General features: G+C 62.5%; 16 protein-coding genes. 15 read left to right on the top strand and 1 reads right to left on the bottom strand.

Annotation, left to right across the window (positions count from 1 at the left end):
* Window positions 1–62 precede the first annotated feature (62 nt).
* On the bottom strand, window positions 63–953 hold the full coding sequence (locus tag BM416_RS04760) for a LysR family transcriptional regulator (protein ID WP_092486053.1): 891 nt from the start codon (window positions 951–953) through the stop codon (window positions 63–65).
* Between the two features lie 140 nt (window positions 954–1,093).
* On the opposite strand from BM416_RS04760, the gene leuC reads away from it, so the two are divergent.
* The 15 genes from leuC to BM416_RS04685 all read left to right on the top strand — a co-directional run bounded on the left by leuC (window position 1,094) and on the right by BM416_RS04685 (window position 18,713).
* Complete coding sequence (gene leuC, locus BM416_RS04755; RefSeq protein ID WP_027604068.1) at window positions 1,094–2,512, top strand: 3-isopropylmalate dehydratase large subunit; 1,419 nt, start codon at window positions 1,094–1,096, stop codon at window positions 2,510–2,512.
* A gap of 10 nt (window positions 2,513–2,522) precedes the next feature.
* Entirely contained in the window at window positions 2,523–3,167 is a 645-nt protein-coding gene (gene leuD / locus BM416_RS04750; RefSeq protein WP_092486050.1) for a 3-isopropylmalate dehydratase small subunit, read from the top strand.
* 135 nt (window positions 3,168–3,302) lie between these two features.
* Window positions 3,303–4,067: a class I SAM-dependent methyltransferase gene (locus BM416_RS04745; protein ID WP_092486047.1), complete on the top strand. Its 765-nt coding sequence runs from the start codon at window positions 3,303–3,305 to the stop codon at window positions 4,065–4,067.
* 52 nt (window positions 4,068–4,119) lie between these two features.
* Window positions 4,120–5,202, top strand: coding sequence for a 3-isopropylmalate dehydrogenase (gene leuB, locus BM416_RS04740; RefSeq protein ID WP_017530190.1), 1,083 nt, complete (start codon window positions 4,120–4,122; stop codon window positions 5,200–5,202).
* 64 nt (window positions 5,203–5,266) lie between these two features.
* Window positions 5,267–6,379, top strand: coding sequence for an aspartate-semialdehyde dehydrogenase (gene asd / locus BM416_RS04735; protein WP_027604071.1), 1,113 nt, complete (start codon window positions 5,267–5,269; stop codon window positions 6,377–6,379).
* Window positions 6,380–6,628: 249 nt separating this feature from the next.
* Window positions 6,629–7,639: an aspartate-semialdehyde dehydrogenase gene (locus BM416_RS04730; protein ID WP_092486045.1), complete on the top strand. Its 1,011-nt coding sequence runs from the start codon at window positions 6,629–6,631 to the stop codon at window positions 7,637–7,639.
* A 163-nt stretch (window positions 7,640–7,802) separates the two neighbouring features.
* Entirely contained in the window at window positions 7,803–10,364 is a 2,562-nt protein-coding gene (locus BM416_RS04725) for a motility hub landmark protein FimV (protein ID WP_092486042.1), read from the top strand.
* Between the two features lie 140 nt (window positions 10,365–10,504).
* Window positions 10,505–11,329: a tRNA pseudouridine(38-40) synthase TruA gene (gene truA, locus BM416_RS04720; protein ID WP_027604074.1), complete on the top strand. Its 825-nt coding sequence runs from the start codon at window positions 10,505–10,507 to the stop codon at window positions 11,327–11,329.
* 64 nt (window positions 11,330–11,393) lie between these two features.
* Complete coding sequence (locus BM416_RS04715; RefSeq protein ID WP_092486039.1) at window positions 11,394–12,026, top strand: phosphoribosylanthranilate isomerase; 633 nt, start codon at window positions 11,394–11,396, stop codon at window positions 12,024–12,026.
* A gap of 243 nt (window positions 12,027–12,269) precedes the next feature.
* Entirely contained in the window at window positions 12,270–13,190 is a 921-nt protein-coding gene (accD, locus tag BM416_RS04710) for an acetyl-CoA carboxylase, carboxyltransferase subunit beta (RefSeq protein ID WP_027604076.1), read from the top strand.
* Window positions 13,187–14,494 (top strand): bifunctional tetrahydrofolate synthase/dihydrofolate synthase, encoded by a 1,308-nt coding sequence (gene folC, locus BM416_RS04705; RefSeq protein ID WP_092486037.1) that lies wholly within the window; start codon window positions 13,187–13,189, stop codon window positions 14,492–14,494. The genes accD and folC overlap by 4 nt, the downstream gene beginning before the upstream one ends.
* On the top strand, window positions 14,478–15,137 hold the full coding sequence (locus tag BM416_RS04700; protein ID WP_027604078.1) for an SPOR domain-containing protein: 660 nt from the start codon (window positions 14,478–14,480) through the stop codon (window positions 15,135–15,137). Before folC ends, BM416_RS04700 begins: the two co-directional genes overlap by 17 nt.
* 194 nt (window positions 15,138–15,331) lie before the next feature.
* Window positions 15,332–15,889: a CvpA family protein gene (locus tag BM416_RS04695; protein WP_003192538.1), complete on the top strand. Its 558-nt coding sequence runs from the start codon at window positions 15,332–15,334 to the stop codon at window positions 15,887–15,889.
* 41 nt (window positions 15,890–15,930) lie between these two features.
* The gene (purF, locus tag BM416_RS04690) at window positions 15,931–17,436 is read left to right on the top strand and encodes an amidophosphoribosyltransferase (protein WP_027604079.1); all 1,506 of its coding nucleotides are present in this window, start codon (window positions 15,931–15,933) and stop codon (window positions 17,434–17,436) included.
* Window positions 17,437–17,501: 65 nt separating this feature from the next.
* Window positions 17,502–18,713: an O-succinylhomoserine sulfhydrylase gene (locus BM416_RS04685; RefSeq protein ID WP_065927246.1), complete on the top strand. Its 1,212-nt coding sequence runs from the start codon at window positions 17,502–17,504 to the stop codon at window positions 18,711–18,713.
* Window position 18,714 lies beyond the last annotated feature (1 nt).

Here is an 18,714-nt window from a genome sequence, read left to right as displayed (position 1 = left end):
AAAGGGCCTTGGCTCGATGGGCAAACAGCGCGGTTTTATTCACAACCTGGGGCCGCACGGCGTCATACCGGTATCACTGGCAGATCCACCTGTGCATCCAACAGGCTCATGAACGCCCGCGCAGCGTTCGACAGCGTCCTTTCGGTGTGCACGATATAGCCTAGCTGGCGACTGAGTTGTATGCCCGGCAAAGCGATACTCGCCACCTGCTCATCGAGCATGGTGCGCGGCAAGACGCTCCAGGCCAGGCCGATGGAGACCATCATCTTGATGGTTTCCAGGTAGTTGGTACTCATGGCGATGTTCGGCGTAAGGCCCTGGGCCTCGAACAGTCGGCTGACAATATGGTGGGTAAAGGTATTACCGCCAGGGAAAACCGCCGGGTGGCCGGCAATATCGGCCAGGCTGACGTTGCGGTTGCCGGTGAGGCTATGCTCCGGCGCCACCACGAAATCCAGCGGGTCGTCCCACACCGGGGTGGCGCGTACCAGGTGATGGGGGGCGGGCGCCAGGGTGATCACTGCCACTTCGGCGCGGCCGTGGAGGATTTCTTCGTAGGCCACTTCCGAATCGAGAAACTGAATATCCAGGGCCACGTTCGGGTATTCCCGGGTGAAGGTGCGCAGGATCGGTGGCAAACGATGCAGGCCGATGTGGTGGCTGGTGGCCAAAGTGAGGCGGCCGCTGACTTCTCCGGTGAGGTTGGTGAGGGCGCGGCGGGTGTCGTCCAGCACGTTGAGAATCTGATAAGCGCGCGGCAGCAAGGCCCGGCCGGCTTCGGTCAGGCCGACTTCACGGCCCAGGCGATCGAACAGTCGCACCTTCAATTGCTGTTCCAGGCCGGCGATGCGCTTGCTGATGGCCGGTTGGGTCAGGTGCAGGCGTTCACCGGCACCTGAGAAGCTGCCGGTTTCGGCGATGGCAATAAAGGCATTGAGGTTGGCCAGGTCCATGGGTGTATTCCAGTTGGTAATCCAAAGCATAAAAAATATGAATTTGAGTTATTTAATGTAGCGCCATACCATCAGCCTCACAAGCCAAAGGGTTATTGAAAAGCCCGGCGCATAGAAACACCGCTGATGAGGACCGACTGATGGCCGGCAAAACGCTTTACGACAAGCTTTGGGATTCCCATGAAGTGAAACGGCGCGACGATGGCTCGTCGCTGATCTATATCGACCGTCACATCATCCATGAAGTGACCTCGCCCCAAGCGTTCGAAGGCCTGCGGCTGGCCGGGCGCAAGCCCTGGCGCGTCGACTCGATCATCGCCACCCCGGACCACAACGTACCGACCACCCCGGAGCGCAAGGGCGGGATCGACGCCATTGTCGACACCGTGTCGCGCTTGCAGGTGCAGACCCTCGACGACTACTGCGACGAATATGGCATCACCGAATTCAAGATGAATGACGTGCGTCAAGGGATCGTCCACGTGATCGGCCCGGAGCAGGGCGCCACCTTGCCGGGTATGACCGTGGTCTGCGGCGACTCCCACACCTCCACCCACGGTGCGTTTGGCGCCCTGGCCCACGGCATCGGCACCTCGGAGGTGGAGCATGTGTTCGCCACCCAGTGCCTGGTCGCGAAGAAAATGAAGAACATGCTGGTCCGTGTCGAAGGCACCTTGCCGTTCGGCGTGACCGCCAAGGACATCGTGCTCGCCGTGATCGGCAAGATCGGCACCGCCGGCGGTAACGGCCATGCCATCGAGTTCGCCGGCAGCGCTATTCGCGACCTGTCCATCGAAGGCCGCATGACCATCTGCAACATGTCCATCGAAGCCGGTGCCCGCGTTGGCATGGTGGCGGCGGACGAGAAAACCGTTGAATACGTGAAGGGGCGCCCATTTGCACCGCAAGGCGCCGATTGGGACGCCGCGGTTGAAGCCTGGAAAGACCTGGTGTCAGACGCCGATGCGGTGTTCGACACCGTGGTTGAACTCGACGCTGCCCAGATCAAGCCGCAGGTCAGCTGGGGCACTTCGCCGGAAATGGTCCTGGCCGTCGACCAGAACGTGCCGGACCCGGCGCAGGAAGCCGACCTGGTCAAGCGCGGTTCCATCGAGCGCGCCTTGAAGTACATGGGCTTGAAGGCCAACCAGGCGATCACCGACATCCAGTTGGATCGCGTGTTTATCGGCTCCTGCACCAACTCGCGGATCGAAGACCTGCGCGCGGCGGCGGTTATCGCCAAGGGCCGCAAAGTCGCCTCGACCATCAAGCAGGCCATCGTAGTGCCAGGCTCGGGCCTGGTAAAAGCCCAGGCTGAGGCCGAAGGCCTGGACAAGATCTTCCTCGAAGCCGGTTTCGAGTGGCGTGAACCGGGCTGCTCGATGTGCCTGGCGATGAACCCGGACCGCCTGGAGTCGGGCGAGCATTGCGCGTCCACCTCCAACCGTAACTTCGAAGGGCGTCAGGGCGCCGGTGGCCGTACCCACCTGGTCAGCCCGGCCATGGCCGCCGCCGCTGCCGTCAACGGTCGTTTCATCGACGTTCGCGAATTGATCTGAGGAAAACCCGATGAAAGCTTTTACCCAACATACCGGTTTGGTCGCGCCGTTGGACCGTGCCAACGTCGACACCGACCAGATCATCCCCAAGCAGTTCTTGAAGTCCATCAAGCGCACCGGTTTCGGCCCCAACCTGTTCGACGAGTGGCGCTACCTGGACGTGGGCTACGCCTACCAGGACAACTCCAAGCGCCCGCTGAACAAGGACTTCGTGCTCAACGCCGAGCGCTACCAGGGCGCCAGCGTGTTGCTGGCCCGGGAAAACTTCGGTTGCGGCTCCAGTCGCGAGCACGCGCCGTGGGCCCTGGAAGAATATGGCTTTCGCAGCATCATCGCGCCGAGCTATGCCGACATTTTCTTCAACAACAGCTTCAAGAACGGCCTGTTGCCGATCATCCTGACCGACGAAGAAGTCGACGAACTGTTCAAGCAAGTGGAAGCCGACGAGGGCTACCAACTGACCATCGACCTGGCTGCGCAAACCGTGACCCGTCCGGACGGCAAGGTGTACCACTTTGAGGTGGACGCCTTCCGCAAGCACTGCCTGATCAACGGCCTGGACGATATCGGCCTGACCTTGCAGGACGGCGATGCGATTGCCGCGTTCGAAGCCAGGCACCGGGCGAGCCAGCCCTGGTTGTTTCGTGACGCATAAATTGATGTAGGCAGGACCGGCTTCATCGGGGGCAAGCCCCCTCCCACCTTTTGAGTTGTGAATACATTCAAATGTGGGAGGGGCTTGCCCCCGATAGGGCCGGTACCAGCAACACAACCCTTGAAGGATGCCACCATGACCAGCACCGCCCACACCCAAGTCGTGCAAAAACAATTCGGCGAACAGGCGTCTGCCTACCTGAGCAGTGCCGTGCACGCCCAAGGCACCGAATTCGCGCTGCTCCAGGCCGAACTGGCCGGGCAGGGCCATGCACGGCTGCTGGACCTGGGCTGCGGTGCCGGTCATGTGAGTTTCCATGTGGCGCCATTGGTCAAGGAAGTGGTGGCCTACGATCTGTCCCAGCAGATGCTCGATGTGGTGGCCGCCGCTGCGCAAGATCGCGGTCTCACCAATATCAGCACCGTAAACGGCGCCGCCGAGCGCCTGCCGTTCGCCGATGGCGAATTCGACTTCGTGTTCAGCCGTTATTCGGCGCACCATTGGAGCGACCTCGGCGTGGCCCTGCGCGAAGTGCGCCGCGTGCTCAAGCCGGGCGGCATGGCGGCGTTTGTCGATGTCTTGTCACCGGGCAGCCCGTTGCTGGACACTTACCTGCAAACCGTCGAAGTGCTGCGCGACACCAGCCACGTGCGTGACTACTCCGCCGCCGAATGGATGCGCCAGCTCAGCGAAGCCGGCTTGCACGTACGCAACAGCAGTCGCCAGCGCCTGCGCCTGGAATACACCTCGTGGGTCGAACGCATGCGTACACCGCAAGTGTTGCGCGCCGCGATCCTGCAGTTGCAGCAGGCGATGGGCCAGGAAGTGCGCGATTACTACGAGATTCAGGCCGACGGCACCTTCAGCACCGACGTGCTGGTGGTCTGGGCCGAACGCTGATTAATTTTCCCGGCCTGCCCACGGGCAGGTCGCTCGATGAAATGAGGAACCCATGAGCAAGCAGATTCTGATTCTCCCTGGCGACGGTATTGGTCCGGAAATCATGGCCGAAGCGGTCAAGGTCCTGGAACTCGCCAACAGCAAGTACAGCCTGGGCTTCGAATTGAGCCACGACGTGATCGGCGGCGCCGCCATCGACAAGCACGGCGTGCCCCTGGCCGACGAAACCCTGGACCGCGCCCGCGCCGCCGATGCCGTGCTGCTGGGTGCCGTGGGTGGCCCGAAGTGGGACAAGATCGAGCGTGATATCCGCCCTGAGCGCGGCCTGCTGAAAATCCGCGCGCAACTGGGCCTGTTCGGCAACCTGCGCCCGGCGATCCTCTACCCGCAACTGGCCGATGCTTCGAGCCTGAAGCCGGAAGTGGTGGCGGGCCTGGACATCCTGATCGTGCGTGAACTGACCGGCGGCATCTACTTCGGCTCGCCACGCGGCGTGCGTGAGTTGGAGAATGGTGAGCGCCAGGCCTACGACACCCTGCCGTACAGCGAGAGTGAAATCCGCCGTATCGCCCGTGTCGGTTTCGACATGGCCCGCGTGCGTGGCAAGAAGGTCTGCTCGGTGGACAAGGCCAACGTCCTGGCATCCAGCCAGCTGTGGCGCGAAATCGTCGAAGAAGTGGCCAAGGACTACCCGGACGTCGAACTGAGCCACATGTACGTCGACAACGCCGCCATGCAATTGGTCCGTGCGCCGAAGCAGTTCGACGTGATCGTCACCGACAACCTGTTCGGCGACATCCTGTCCGACCAGGCGTCGATGCTCACCGGTTCCATCGGCATGCTGCCGTCGGCGTCCCTGGACACCAATAACAAGGGCATGTACGAGCCTTGCCACGGCTCGGCGCCGGACATTGCGGGCCAGGGTATTGCCAACCCGCTGGCGACCATCCTGTCGGTCTCGATGATGCTGCGCTACAGCTTCAACCTGAGCGACGCTGCGGACGCGATCGAGAAGGCCGTGAGCCTGGTGCTGGACCAGGGCCTGCGCACCGGCGACATCTGGTCGCAGGGTTGCACCAAGGTGGGTACGCAGGAAATGGGCGACGCAGTAGTCGCCGCGCTGCGGAATCTGTAATCTCTCGGGCCCGCTTGCAGTTGTTGCTGCAAGGCGGCCCACTTTTTAACAAGGTGTAGTTGCGATGAAACGTGTAGGTCTGATCGGTTGGCGCGGTATGGTCGGTTCCGTGCTCATGCAGCGGATGCTGGAAGAGCAGGATTTCGATCTTATTGAGCCGGTGTTTTTCACCACTTCGAACGTAGGTGGCCAAGGGCCGTCCGTGGGCAAGGATATTGCCCCGCTCAAGGACGCCTACAGCATTGAAGAGCTGAAAACCCTCGACGTGATCCTCACCTGCCAGGGTGGCGACTACACCAGCGAAGTCTTCCCCAAGCTGCGTGAAGCCGGCTGGCAGGGTTACTGGATCGACGCCGCCTCGAGCCTGCGCATGCAGGACGACGCCGTGATCATCCTCGACCCGGTCAACCGCAAGGTCATCGACCAGCAGCTGGATGCCGGCACCAAGAATTATGTGGGCGGCAACTGCACCGTCAGCCTGATGCTGATGGGCCTGGGCGGCTTGTTCGAAGCCGGCCTGGTCGAGTGGATGAGCGCCATGACCTACCAGGCCGCTTCCGGTGCCGGCGCGCAGAACATGCGTGAGTTGATCAAGCAGATGGGCGCGACCCACGCCGCCGTCGCCGATCAACTGGCCGACCCGGCCAGCGCGATCCTCGACATCGACCGCCGTGTGGCTGAAGCCATGCGCAGCGATGCCTACCCGACCGAGAACTTCGGTGTGCCATTGGCCGGCAGCCTGATCCCGTGGATCGACAAAGAACTGCCGAACGGCCAGAGCCGCGAAGAGTGGAAGGCCCAGGCCGAGACCAACAAGATCCTCGGCCGATTCAAGAGCCCGATCCCGGTGGATGGCATCTGCGTGCGCATCGGCGCCATGCGCTGCCACAGCCAGGCGCTGACCATCAAGCTGAACAAAGACGTGCCGATCGCCGATATCGAAGGGCTGATCAGCCAGCACAACCCCTGGGTCAAGCTGGTGCCGAACAACCGCGACATCAGCATGCAGGAGCTGAGCCCGACCAAGGTCACCGGCACCCTGAATGTACCGGTGGGCCGTCTGCGCAAGCTGAACATGGGCACCCAGTACCTGGGGGCGTTCACCGTCGGCGACCAACTGCTGTGGGGCGCGGCGGAGCCGCTGCGTCGCATGCTGCGGATTTTGCTGGAGCGTTGATCGCTTGAAGCAATAATAGAAACCCGCGTTCTGGTGACAGGCGCGGGTTTTTTATTGTTCTTTCGGGCGCTATCGGGAGCAAGCCCCCTCCCACAGTGAACAGCATTTCAACGTTGGAGCTCGGTTGAATGTGGGAGGGGGCTTGCCCCCGATAGGGCCATCAGCCACTCCACCAGACCCAGGTTAATTGCCTCGCTCCCGGCCACCCGGTAAAGTGCCGCTCCCCCCGCAATGCCCGAGGCAGCCCCCATGACCCAGACCTTTGAAATTGCCGTGATCGGTGCCACCGGTACGGTCGGCGAAACCCTGGTGCAGATTCTGGAAGAGCTGGCATTCCCGGTGGGCACCCTGTACCTGCTGGCGGGCAGTAATTCTGCTGGCGCGTCGGTACCGTTTCGCGGCAAGAACGTACGGGTCAAGGAGGTCGACGAATTCGATTTCAGCAAGGCGCAATTGGCTTTCTTCGCCGCAGGCCCGGCAGTCACCCTGAGCTTCGCGCCCCGTGCCGCGGCGGCGGGTTGCTCGGTGATCGACTTGTCGGGAGCCTTGCCCGCCGAGCAGGCGCCCCAGGTGGTGCCGGAAGCCAATGCCCATGTCCTCGACGGCCTGGAAAAACCGTTCCAGCTCGGCAGCCCGAGCCCGTCCGCCACCAACCTGGCGGTGGTGCTGGCGCCGTTGCGCGGCTTGCTGGACATCCAGCGTGTCGCCGTCACTGCCAGCCTGGCAGTGTCTGCCCAGGGCCGCGAAGCCGTCAGCGAATTGGCACGTCAGACCGCCGAACTCCTGAACGTGCGCCCTCTGGAGCCCAAGTTCTTTGACCGGCAAATGGCCTTTAACCTGTTGGCACAGGTCGGCACGCCAGACGCCCAAGGTCATACCGCCTTGGAAAAGCGCCTGGTTCACGAGCTGCGCGCAGTCCTGGAATTACCTTTGCTAAAGATTTCCGCAACTTGCGTTCAAGCCCCGGTGTTTTTTGGCGATAGCCTGACGGTGTCGTTGCAACTGGGCGCGGCGGTCGATCTTGCCGCCGTCAACCGCGCATTGGAGGCCGCGCCGGGTATCGAGCTGGTAGAAGAGGGGGATTACCCTACAGCCGTGGGCGACGCAGTGGGCCAGGATGTGGTCTATGTAGGCCGGGTGCGCGCGGGCGTGGATGACCCGGCTGAACTAAATCTGTGGCTGACGTCAGATAACGTACGCAAGGGCGCCGCCCTTAACGCCGTGCAACTGGCGCAGTTGTTGATAAAACGCCTTGCGTAAAAGATACTTGGCGGCAATTTGTAGATTGATTCTAACCAGGCGCTATGCTTGGCCCCAAGCAGGAACAATTGCGCGTCGGTGACCTATCGGCTCGCCATGCCTTATGGCAAGCGGTTACCAACCTTCTCGCAGGCCGGGGAGTGTTCAAACAAAGGATGAGGCTATGGTTCAAGTTCGCAAACTGGTGTTAGCAATAGCGGCCGCCTCGGCGCTGTCCTCCGGTATGGCGCAGGCGCTGCAGCTGGGGGAAATGACCCTCAAGTCGACGTTGAACCAGCCGTTGTCGGTGGAAATCGAATTGCTCGATGTCGGTGGCCTCACGGCGTCCGAGATCACCCCGAGCCTGGCCTCATCCCAGGCGTTCGTGGACGCGGGCGTCGATCGCCAGGCGTTTCTCGATGACCTGACGTTTACCCCGGTCATCAATCCCAGCGGTCGCAGCGTGGTGCGTGTCACCTCCAGCAAGCCGCTGCCGGATTCCTACGTACGTTTCCTGCTGCAGGTGCAATGGCCCAATGGCCGCTTGATGCGCGACTACAGCGTGTTGCTCGACCCTGCCAAGTTCGACCAGTCGGCTTCGACCCCCGCAGCGCCTGCACCGCGCGTGGGAACGCCCGCCCGCACTGCGCCCGTTGTGAGCACGCCGGCCCAGCACACCACCACCTCCCGCGACACCCTGTGGGAAATTGCGCAGAAGCACCGCAATGGCGGCTCGGTGCAGCAGACCATGCTGGCCATTCAGGCACTCAACCCCGATGCCTTTATCGACGGCAATATCAACCGCCTGAAAACCGGCCAGGTGCTGCGCCTGCCGGACACCGTACAAAGCACGGCGTTGCCGCAACCTCAGGCAATCGCCGAAGTGAGGGTACAAAATGCCGCCTGGCGCCAGGGTCGGCGCGGGGCGACCAATCAGGCGGCCGGTAAGCAGCAACTGGACGCCACCAAGCGTGCCCAGGCCGGCAATGCGCCGTCGACCACCAATACCCAGGACAACCTGAGCCTGGTCTCGGCTGAAGCAGCCAGGAAAGGCGGCAAGGGCAAGGCAGGCGACAGCCAGGTCCTGAGCGACAAGCTGGCGATGACCCAGGAGCAACTGGACACCACTCGCCGCGATAACGAAGAGCTCAAGAGCCGTGCCGCAGATCTGCAAAGCCAGTTGGATAAACTGCAAAAGTTGATTCAACTGAAAAACGATCAGCTGGCCCGTTTGCAGGCAGAAAAAGGCGACCCGGCCGTAGCGGCGACGGCAGCGATGCCCGCACAGCTGGCAAGCGACCCGGCCGCCACGCCGGCCGCACCCGCTGCACAGGCTGCCGCGCCAACGCCAACCCCGGCGGCGCCGGTACCTGAGGCGGCTACGCCGGCCGCGGCACCTGACACCACGGAAGGCAAGTTCAATGATCTGCTGACCAACCCGGTTGTCCTCGGTGTGATCGGCGGCGCGGCTGGCCTGGTGGTGTTGCTGCTCCTGCTGCTGTGGGCGCGCCATCGCAACGCCCGCCGTGAAGAGGAAAAGCACTTGCGCATGGCGCGGGCGCTGGCTGAAGAGCCGGAATTTACCTCGAACATCGAACAGGACCTGCCGTCGGACAGTTTCGAAGGCCTCGAAGTGCCGCCGCCGAACGTCAAGCTGGCAGCCGCTCCGGCACCTGCTCCAGTGGTTGCGCCGGCGGTGGCGGTTCCGACGGTTGCCTCCGTGCTCGCGCCGCTGGCCGCTGCCGTGGCCCCGCAAAACGCCAACGATGCCCTGGCGCAAGCCCAGTCCCATATCGACCGTGGTCACCTGAACCAGGCCGCCGATGTGCTGGAGCAAGCGATCAAGCACGAGCCCAAGCGCAGCGACCTGCGGTTGAAGCTGATGGAAGTCTACGGCCTGCAAAGCGACAAGGACGGTTTCGTGACCCAGGAGCGTCAACTGGTGGCCAATGGTGAAAACCATGCCCAGGTCGAGCAGCTCAAGTCGCGCTTTCCTGCGATGGCGGTATTGGCGGCGGGCGTCAGTGCCGCGGTTGCCGCCGCGGCCCTTGACGCTCAGTACGTCAAGGACCTGCTGGAAGACAAACCGGCTGCCCCGGCCGCCGAGCCCGATGCACTCGACACCGATTTCGACCTGAGCCTGGATGAGCTGGAGGCGGCTTCGCCAGCCAGCCTGGACGACGAGCAGACGTTTGCAGCGCTCCTGGAGCAGCAATCGGCGCCCAAGGCCGGCGAGGAAGACCTGTCGGACTTCGATCTGGACCTGCAACTGAATGACCCGGCGTCCGAGCAATCCGACGACGACTTCCTTTCCGGTCTTGAGGACCAGATGAAGGATGTGTCTGCCGTGGAGCCGCCGACGCTGACCCCATCGGCGCTGGATGACTTCGATTTGCCGGAGGATTTCGACCTGTCCCTGGCGGACGAACCAGACGCAGTGGCCAAGCCTGATGCCTTCGCTTCGGAGCTGGACGATGTCAACGCCGAGCTGGATCGCCTGTCCCAGAGCCTGGAAAGTCCGCCCATCGAACCTTCCTTTACCGCTGAGGACGCGGCGCTGGGCGATGATGAGCCGGAGTTCGATTTCCTGTCCGGTACGAATGAAGTGGCCACCAAGCTCGACCTTGCCCAGGCCTATATCGACATGGGGGATGCCGACGGCGCGCGGGACATCCTCTCCGAAGTGCTCACCGAAGGTGATGAGGCGCAGCGCGGCGAGGCCAAGGAAATGCTCGGCAAAATCTGAAGGTCGATGCCGGAGCGGTGTGGGAAGGTCAATCCCTAACAAAAGCGCACGCCACGCAGCTGCCGCATTTATAATGGCCGCCTTCGCGCAACTCATCAGGCTCTCAGTTCTTGGCAAATATAGATAACCCGGCCGCCGAAATGGCGGCCGCTGGCTTTTACCGCATCGCCCTCGGCGTGGAATACAAAGGCTCGCGCTATCGCGGCTGGCAGCGCCAGGCGTCAGGCGTGCTGACGGTGCAGGAAACCCTGGAGAAGGCGCTGTCGAAAGTGGCTGACTCCCCGGTGTCGTTGATGTGCGCCGGGCGTACCGATGCCGGTGTACATGCCTGCGGCCAGGTGGTGCACTTCGATACCCAGGCCGAACGCACGATGAAGGCCTGGGTGATGGGCGCCAATATCAATTTGCCCCATGACGTCAGCGTCAGTTGGGCCAAGGTCATGCCTGCGCACTTTCATGCGCGCTTCAAGGCGATTGCCCGGCGTTATCGCTATGTGATCTACAACGACCAGATCCGTCCCGCGCACCTCAACGAAGAAATCACCTGGAACCACCGTCCGTTGGATGCAGAACGCATGGCCGAGGCTGCGCAGCATCTGGTGGGCGTGCATGATTTCAGTGCGTTTCGTGCCGGCCAGTGCCAGGCCAAGTCGCCGATCAAGGAAGTCCACCACCTGCGGGTGACCCGCCACGGCAAGATGATCGTGCTGGACATCCGCGCCGGCGCCTTCCTGCACCATATGGTGCGTAACATTGCGGGCGTATTGATGACCATCGGCACCGGCGAACGCCCGGTGGAATGGGCCAGGGAAGTGCTGGAAAGCCGCATCCGCCGCACGGGCGGCGTCACGGCGCATCCGTTTGGACTGTACCTGGTGGATGTGGAGTACCGCGACGAGTTCGAACTGCCGCAGCGCTTCATCGGGCCACACTTCCTCACAGGGTTCAGTGAACTTGGCGGCTGACGCCCGGAAAAGCTTTTGTTACCATCCGGGACTTTCTAGGTCCCACCCCTGAGGTTTCTACGACATGTCCGTCGTTCGCAGCAAGATTTGCGGGATTACCCGCATAGAAGACGCGCTGGCGGCAGTCGAGGCGGGAGCGGATGCCATTGGCCTGGTGTTTTTTGCCAGGAGCCCACGGGCGGTGAATGTGTTGCAGGCGCGGGCGATCATTGCGGCGTTGCCGCCGTTCGTCACCACCGTGGGCTTGTTCGTCAACGCCAGCCGCTGCGAACTCAACGAAACCCTGGATGCCGTGCAGCTGGATATGCTGCAGTTTCACGGCGACGAAACCCCGGATCAATGTGAAAGCTACCAACGCCCGTATATCAAGGCGTTGCGGGTCAAGGCGGGTGACGACATCGCGAGGGCCTGCGCTGCCTATTCCGGCGCGCGTGGCATTCTGCTGGACACGTATGTCGAAGGCGTGCCTGGCGGTACCGGCGAAGCGTTCGATTGGTCGCTGATCCCTGAAGGATTGAGCAAGCCGATCATCCTGGCCGGGGGGCTCAACCCTGGGAATGTCGGTGCGGCGATTCAACAGGTCCGGCCGTATGCCGTGGATGTCAGCGGTGGGGTAGAGCAAGGCAAGGGCATCAAGGATCACGACAGGATTCGCGCTTTCATGCACGCGGTGCGCAACAGCAGTGACGGGATGTGACGGCTGGCAGTCTGCCGCCGTCCATAACTACCGCTGTGTAAAACAGCCCGGCGTCGCCTGAGGGCGGCCCGGAAATGAAGTGGCAACCTGCACTGGCAGGCTGTCTGGAAGGCTGAGGATGCAGGCTGGAAATGGCAGGTCGAACGTCTGACCCCGTCCAGCCGGTGTCATCGCCACATATGAATTTAGCTCAAGGGCATACGCGGGGCTGTGTTCAAGCCACCGGTACTGGAGAAAGAAAGCATGAGCAACTGGTTAGTAGACAAACTGATCCCTTCGATCATGCGTTCCGAGGTGAAGAAAAGCTCGGTTCCTGAAGGTCTGTGGCACAAGTGCCCATCCTGCGACGCGGTGCTGTACCGCCCCGAGCTGGAAAAGACCCTGGATGTTTGCCCCAAGTGCAACCACCACATGCGTATCGGCGCCCGCGCCCGCATCGACATCTTTCTTGACGCCGACGGCCGTAACGAGCTGGGCGCCGACCTGGAGCCGGTCGACCGTCTGAAGTTCCGCGACGGCAAGAAGTACAAGGACCGCCTGACCGCTGCGCAAAAGCAGACCGGTGAGAAGGACGCGTTGATTTCCGTCAGCGGCAAGCTGCTGGGCATGCCGGTGGTAGTGTCGGCGTTCGAGTTCTCCTTCATGGGTGGCTCCATGGGGGCCATCGTCGGCGAACGCTTCGTGCGCGCGGCCAACTACGCCCTGGAAAACCGTTGCCCGATGATCTGCTTCGCCGCCTCCGGTGGTGCGCGGATGCAGGAAGCGTTGATCTCCCTGATGCAAATGGCCAAGACCTCTGCGGTGCTGGCGCGTCTGCGCGAAGAAGGCATTCCGTTCATCTCCGTGCTGACCGACCCGGTCTACGGCGGTGTTTCCGCCAGCCTGGCGATGCTGGGCGACGTGATCGTCGGTGAGCCAAAAGCCCTGATCGGCTTTGCCGGCCCGCGCGTGATCGAGCAGACCGTGCGCGAAAAACTGCCGGAAGGCTTCCAGCGCAGCGAGTTCCTGCTGGAGCACGGCGCAATCGACCTGATCATTCCGCGCGGTGAGCTGCGTCCACGCCTGGGTAGCCTGCTGGCGCAGATGATGGGCCTGCCGACACCTGTTTACGTCGCGCCTAAAGTCGAGCCGATCGTTGTGCCGCCGGTGCCTGCGAACCTATGACCCAACGTACCCTGGGCGAATGGCTCGCCTACCTTGAGCAGTTGCATCCGTCCGCCATCGACATGGGCCTGGAGCGCTCGCAACAGGTAGCGGCCCGCCTTGGGTTGGGCCGGCCGGCACCGCGAGTGATCACGGTGACCGGCACCAACGGCAAGGGCTCTACCTGCGCCTTTGTTGCCGCGCTGCTGCAAGCCCAAGGCCTGAAAGTCGGCGTGTACAGCTCGCCGCACTTGCTGCGTTACAACGAGCGGGTGCAGCTCAATGGCGTCGAAGCCAGCGATGAGCAACTCTGCGAAGCCTTTGCCGCACTCGATGCCGGGCGGGGCGAGATTTCCCTGACTTACTTCGAAATGGGCACCCTGGCGGCGTTCTGGCTGTTCGAGCGTGCGCAGCTGGATGTGGTCGTATTGGAAGTGGGCCTGGGCGGGCGCCTGGATACCGTCAACGTGGTGGATGCCGACCTGGCGCTGGTCACCAGTATCGGCGTGGACCATGCCGACTACCTGGGGGATACCCGCGAGTCCGTGGCCTATGAGAAGGCCGGGATTTTCCGCCAGGGCAAGCCTGCGCTGTGCGGTGACCTGGATCCTCCGCAGCCCTTGCTGGACAAGGTGCGTGAGCTGGGCTGCCCATTCTTCCTGCGGGGCCGCGAATTCAATCTTGAGGTCGGTGATCGGCACTGGCAGTGGTGCGGCCGGGATGCCCGTGGGCTGGCTGTGGAGCTGCGTGATCTGCCCTTGTTGAATCTGCCGATGGAGAACGCCGCGCTCGCGCTGCAAGCCTATCTGTTGCTGGACCTGCCTTGGCATGCTGAGCAGATTGCTGCGACGTTGCTGGCGACTCGCGTGGTGGGACGCCTGGATCGTCGTGCGTTCGACTGGCACGGCAAGCGCCTGAACCTGCTGCTGGATGTGGGGCATAACCCCCATGCAGCGCAATACCTGGCCAAGCGCCTGGCACGCACCCCGCCGGTGGGGCGTCGCCTGGCTGTATTCGGTTTGCTCGCCGATAAGGACCTGGAGGGCGTGGTTGCGCCGTTGCTGGGCAGCGTCCAGGCTTGGGCGGTAGCGCCGCTGGATACGCCCCGCAGCCGTCCGGCCCACGAACTTGAGATCGCGTTACAGAACCTTGGTGCGCCGGTGGCGTCGTATGCAAGCGTGACTGCTGCCCTGGAGGCGCAGTGCGCGGTAGCGACGGCCGAGGACGAGATTCTGTTGTTCGGATCATTTTATTGTGTTGCCGAGGCGCTTGAGTGGTTGGCCCGGCGCTCCACGGAGGAAGCTGCACATGGCATTACTGGATAGCGCATACAAGCAGCGAATGGTTGGAGCCCTGGTGCTGGTGGCATTGGCGGTGATTTTCCTGCCGATGCTGTTTTCCCGCCAGGACGAGCAGCGCCAGGTGGTCGTCGAGGCTCCGGCTGCGCCCCAGGCACCGGCAGTGCCCCAAGTGCAGGTGGAGCCGGTGGTGGTGCCTGAGCCGCAGGCGTTGCCGGAAGAAGAACCGGTGCCGACCGATGATGAGGTGGCCGCGCAGCAGGCGCCGTCGATGCCGGTGCAGCCAAGCGTGCCGGTGGTCAAACCGACACCTGCTCCGGCGGTCGCCGCCAAGCCGGCGACACCTGCGCCTGCGCCCAAGCCTGTAGCACCACAGCCTGCTGCGCCGGGCAAGCCGGATGTGGGGCAGAGCCGTATCGACCCGAATGGTCTGCCGATCAGTTGGTCGATCCAGGTGGCCAGCCTGGGCAATCGTGAAGGCGCCGACGCCTTGCAGAAGAAGCTGCGTGCCCAGGGCTACAACGCCTACATCCGTAGCGCCGACGGCAAGAACCGTGTGTTTATCGGGCCGCTGATCGAGCGCGCCGAGGCCGACCGGCTGCGGGATTTGCTGGACCGTCAGCAGAACCTGAAAGGCTTCGTCACACGCTTCCAGCCTGAGCGCGGCTGAGCCCGCATCGGTTTAAACCTGAAGTCCAATCAAATGTGGGAGGGGCAAACCCCTCCCACATTGGTTTTGTGGTGAGGTTGAAATGTGATCGGCCCGCCACAATCTATTGATTTGCAAAGCAGCCGCAATCACAGCTTACCGACAGCCCGACGCTCTGCTAAAATGCGCCGCCTTATCCGTCCGTAGGCTCAAACGTGCCATTTACCTGGGTTGACTGGGCGATCGTTGCAATCGTCGCCATCTCCGCTTTGATCAGTCTAAGCCGCGGCTTCGTAAAAGAAGCACTGTCGTTGCTGACCTGGATCATCGCAGGAGTCGTAGCCTGGATGTTCGGCGGTTCGTTGTCGGTCTACCTGGCCGGATACATCGAGACACCTTCGGCTCGCGTCATCGCGGGCTGCGCCATCATGTTCATCGCCACGCTGCTGGTGGGGGCAATGGTCAATTATCTTATTGGCGAGTTGATACGTGTCACCGGCCTCTCCGGGACCGATCGATTTCTCGGCATGGCCTTCGGTGCCGCGCGTGGTGCGTTGCTGGTGGTCGTGGCGGTCGGGCTGTTGAGCCTGGGGCCGGTACAGCAGGATTCGTGGTGGCAGGAGTCGGTACTCGTGCCAAAATTTCTATTGGTTGCAGATTGGTCCAAGAACCTCATATTGGGGTGGAGCAGTCAGTGGCTGGCCAGCGGAATCAGCGTACCCGCTGATCTTCCGTTCAAGGAACACCTCTTGCCGGCCAAAACGCCGCAGTAAGTTGTGTTCAGTCAAGATTCATTAAGTAGGGGTTGCGTCGCATGTGTGGCATCGTCGGTATCGTCGGTAAGTCGAACGTCAATCAGGCGCTGTATGACGCGCTAACCGTCCTCCAGCACCGCGGCCAGGACGCTGCCGGTATTGTGACCAGCCACGACGGCCGGTTATTCCTGCGCAAGGACAATGGCCTGGTACGTGACGTGTTCCATCAGCGTCACATGCAGCGCCTCGTCGGGCACATGGGCATTGGCCACGTGCGTTACCCGACCGCCGGTAGCTCGACGTCGGCCGAAGCTCAGCCGTTCTACGTCAACTCGCCTTACGGCATTACCCTGGCGCATAACGGTAACCTGACCAACGTTGAGCAACTGGCCAAGGAGATTTACGAATCTGACCTGCGCCACGTCAACACCAGCTCCGACTCGGAAGTGCTGCTCAACGTGTTCGCCCACGAGCTGGCCCAGCGCGGCAAGCTGCAGCCGACCGAAGAAGATGTGTTCGCCGCCGTGATCGACGTGCATAACCGTTGCGTCGGCGGTTATGCCGTCGTTGCGATGATCACCGGCTACGGCATCGTCGGCTTCCGTGACCCCCACGGTATTCGCCCGATCGTGTTCGGCCAGCGTCACACCGACGAAGGTGTCGAGTACATGATCGCGTCCGAAAGCGTGTCCCTGGACGTGCTGGGCTTCACCCTGATCCGCGACCTCGCGCCGGGCGAAGCGGTGTACATCACCGAAGACGGCAAGCTGCACACCCGTCAGTGCGCTGTCGCGCCGAAACTCACCCCGTGCATCTTCGAACACGTCTACCTGGCGCGTCCGGATTCGATCATCGATGGTGTGTCGGTGTACAAGGCGCGCCTGCGCATGGGCGAGAAGCTGGCCGACAAGATCCTGCGCGAGCGTCCCGAGCACGACATCGACGTGGTGATCCCGATCCCGGACACCAGCCGTACCGCGGCGCTGGAGTTGGCCAACCACCTGGGCGTCAAGTTCCGCGAAGGCTTCGTGAAGAACCGTTACATCGGTCGCACCTTCATCATGCCGGGCCAGGCGGCGCGCAAGAAGTCGGTGCGCCAGAAGCTCAACGCCATCGAGCTGGAATTCCGCGGCAAGAACGTGATGCTGGTGGACGATTCCATCGTACGCGGCACCACCTGCAAGCAAATCATCCAGATGGCCCGCGAAGCCGGTGCGAAGAACGTGTACTTTTGTTCCGCAGCGCCTGCCGTGCGTTACCCGAACGTGTACGGTATCGACATGCCGAGCGCCCACGAACTGATCGCCCACAACCGCACGACCCAGGACGTGGCCGACCTGATCGGCGCCGATTGGCTGATCTACCAGGACCTGCCGGACCTGATCGAAGCGGTCGGTGGTGGCAAGATCAAGATCGAGCAGTTCGACTGCGCCGTGTTCGACGGCAAGTACGTGACCGGTGACGTCGACGAGGCCTACCTGAACAAGATCGAGCAGGCGCGTAACGACTCGTCGAAGATCAAGACCCAGGCGGTCAGCGCGATCATCGATCTGTACAACAACTGAGTAGACACCGGCCCTGAGGGGCCGGTTTTGTATCTTAAATAAAGAATTGAGTAAGGAGTCGCAGCATGAGTCAGGAATGGGATGCCGGTCGCTTGGACAGCGACCTCGATGGCGTAGCTTTCGATACCCTGGCTGTGCGCGCCGGCCAGCACCGTACCCCGGAAGGTGAACACGGTGACCCGATGTTCTTCACCTCCAGCTACGTGTTCCGCACGGCGGCCGACGCCGCTGCGCGCTTTGCTGGCGAAGTGCCGGGTAACGTTTATTCCCGCTACACCAACCCGACTGTGCGCGCGTTCGAAGAGCGTATCGCGGCCCTGGAAGGCGCAGAGCAGGCGGTGGCGACGGCCACCGGCATGGCGGCGATCCTGGCGGTGGTGATGAGCCTGTGCAGTGCCGGCGACCACGTGCTGGTGTCGCGCAGCGTGTTTGGTTCGACCATCAGCCTGTTCGAGAAGTATTTCAAGCGCTTCGGTATCGAAGTGGACTACGTGCCCCTGGCGGATCTGTCCGGGTGGGGGGCGGCAATCAAGTCCAACACCAAGCTGCTGTTCGTCGAGTCGCCGTCCAATCCGTTGGCCGAGTTGGTGGATATCGCCGCGTTGTCCGAAGTGGCTCACGCCAAAGGCGCAATGCTGGTGGTCGACAACTGTTTCTGCACGCCGGCCTTGCAGCAGCCGCTGAAGCTGGGCGCGGACATTGTGGTGCACTCGGCCACCAAGTTTATCGATGGCCAGGGCCGTTGCATGGGCGGCGTGGTTGCCGGTCGCAGCGAGCAGATGAAGGAAGTGGTGGGCTTCCTGCGCACCGCCGGCCCGACCCTGAGCCCGTTCAATGCCTGGATCTTCCTCAAGGGCCTGGAAACCCTCAGCCTGCGCATGAAGGCCCATTGCGCCAACGCCCAGGCCCTGGCCGAGTGGCTGGAGCAGCAGGACGGTATCGAAAAAGTGCATTACGCCGGCCTCAAGAGCCACCCGCAGCACGCATTGGCCCAGCGCCAGCAGCGTGGTTTCGGCGCCGTGGTAAGTTTCGAAGTGAAGGGCGGCAAAGAGGGCGCCTGGCGCTTTATCGATGCGACGCGCCTGATCTCCATCACGGCCAACCTGGGCGACAGCAAGACCACCATTACCCATCCGAGCACCACGTCCCACGGACGCCTGGCACCGCAGGAGCGTGAGGCGGCCGGTATCCGGGACAGCCTGATCCGCATCGCGGTCGGCCTGGAAGATGTCACGGATCTGCAGGCTGACCTGGCTCGCGGGCTGGCTGCCTTGTGAT

The organism is Pseudomonas sp. NFACC42-2, from assembly GCF_900116055.1.
Taxonomy (GTDB): domain Bacteria; phylum Pseudomonadota; class Gammaproteobacteria; order Pseudomonadales; family Pseudomonadaceae; genus Aquipseudomonas; species Aquipseudomonas marginalis.
This window is presented reverse-complemented; position numbering and strand designations above follow the sequence as displayed.

Coding starts and splice junctions, on each gene's coding strand:
- BM416_RS04760 (WP_092486053.1), bottom strand. CDS start 953: ATGGACCTGGCCAACCTCAATGCCTTTATTGCCATCGCCGAAACCGGC.
- leuC (WP_027604068.1), top strand. CDS start 1,094: ATGGCCGGCAAAACGCTTTACGACAAGCTTTGGGATTCCCATGAAGTG.
- leuD (WP_092486050.1), top strand. CDS start 2,523: ATGAAAGCTTTTACCCAACATACCGGTTTGGTCGCGCCGTTGGACCGT.
- BM416_RS04745 (WP_092486047.1), top strand. CDS start 3,303: ATGACCAGCACCGCCCACACCCAAGTCGTGCAAAAACAATTCGGCGAA.
- leuB (WP_017530190.1), top strand. CDS start 4,120: ATGAGCAAGCAGATTCTGATTCTCCCTGGCGACGGTATTGGTCCGGAA.
- asd (WP_027604071.1), top strand. CDS start 5,267: ATGAAACGTGTAGGTCTGATCGGTTGGCGCGGTATGGTCGGTTCCGTG.
- BM416_RS04730 (WP_092486045.1), top strand. CDS start 6,629: ATGACCCAGACCTTTGAAATTGCCGTGATCGGTGCCACCGGTACGGTC.
- BM416_RS04725 (WP_092486042.1), top strand. CDS start 7,803: ATGGTTCAAGTTCGCAAACTGGTGTTAGCAATAGCGGCCGCCTCGGCG.
- truA (WP_027604074.1), top strand. CDS start 10,505: ATGGCGGCCGCTGGCTTTTACCGCATCGCCCTCGGCGTGGAATACAAA.
- BM416_RS04715 (WP_092486039.1), top strand. CDS start 11,394: ATGTCCGTCGTTCGCAGCAAGATTTGCGGGATTACCCGCATAGAAGAC.
- accD (WP_027604076.1), top strand. CDS start 12,270: ATGAGCAACTGGTTAGTAGACAAACTGATCCCTTCGATCATGCGTTCC.
- folC (WP_092486037.1), top strand. CDS start 13,187: ATGACCCAACGTACCCTGGGCGAATGGCTCGCCTACCTTGAGCAGTTG.
- BM416_RS04700 (WP_027604078.1), top strand. CDS start 14,478: ATGGCATTACTGGATAGCGCATACAAGCAGCGAATGGTTGGAGCCCTG.
- purF (WP_027604079.1), top strand. CDS start 15,931: ATGTGTGGCATCGTCGGTATCGTCGGTAAGTCGAACGTCAATCAGGCG.
- BM416_RS04685 (WP_065927246.1), top strand. CDS start 17,502: ATGAGTCAGGAATGGGATGCCGGTCGCTTGGACAGCGACCTCGATGGC.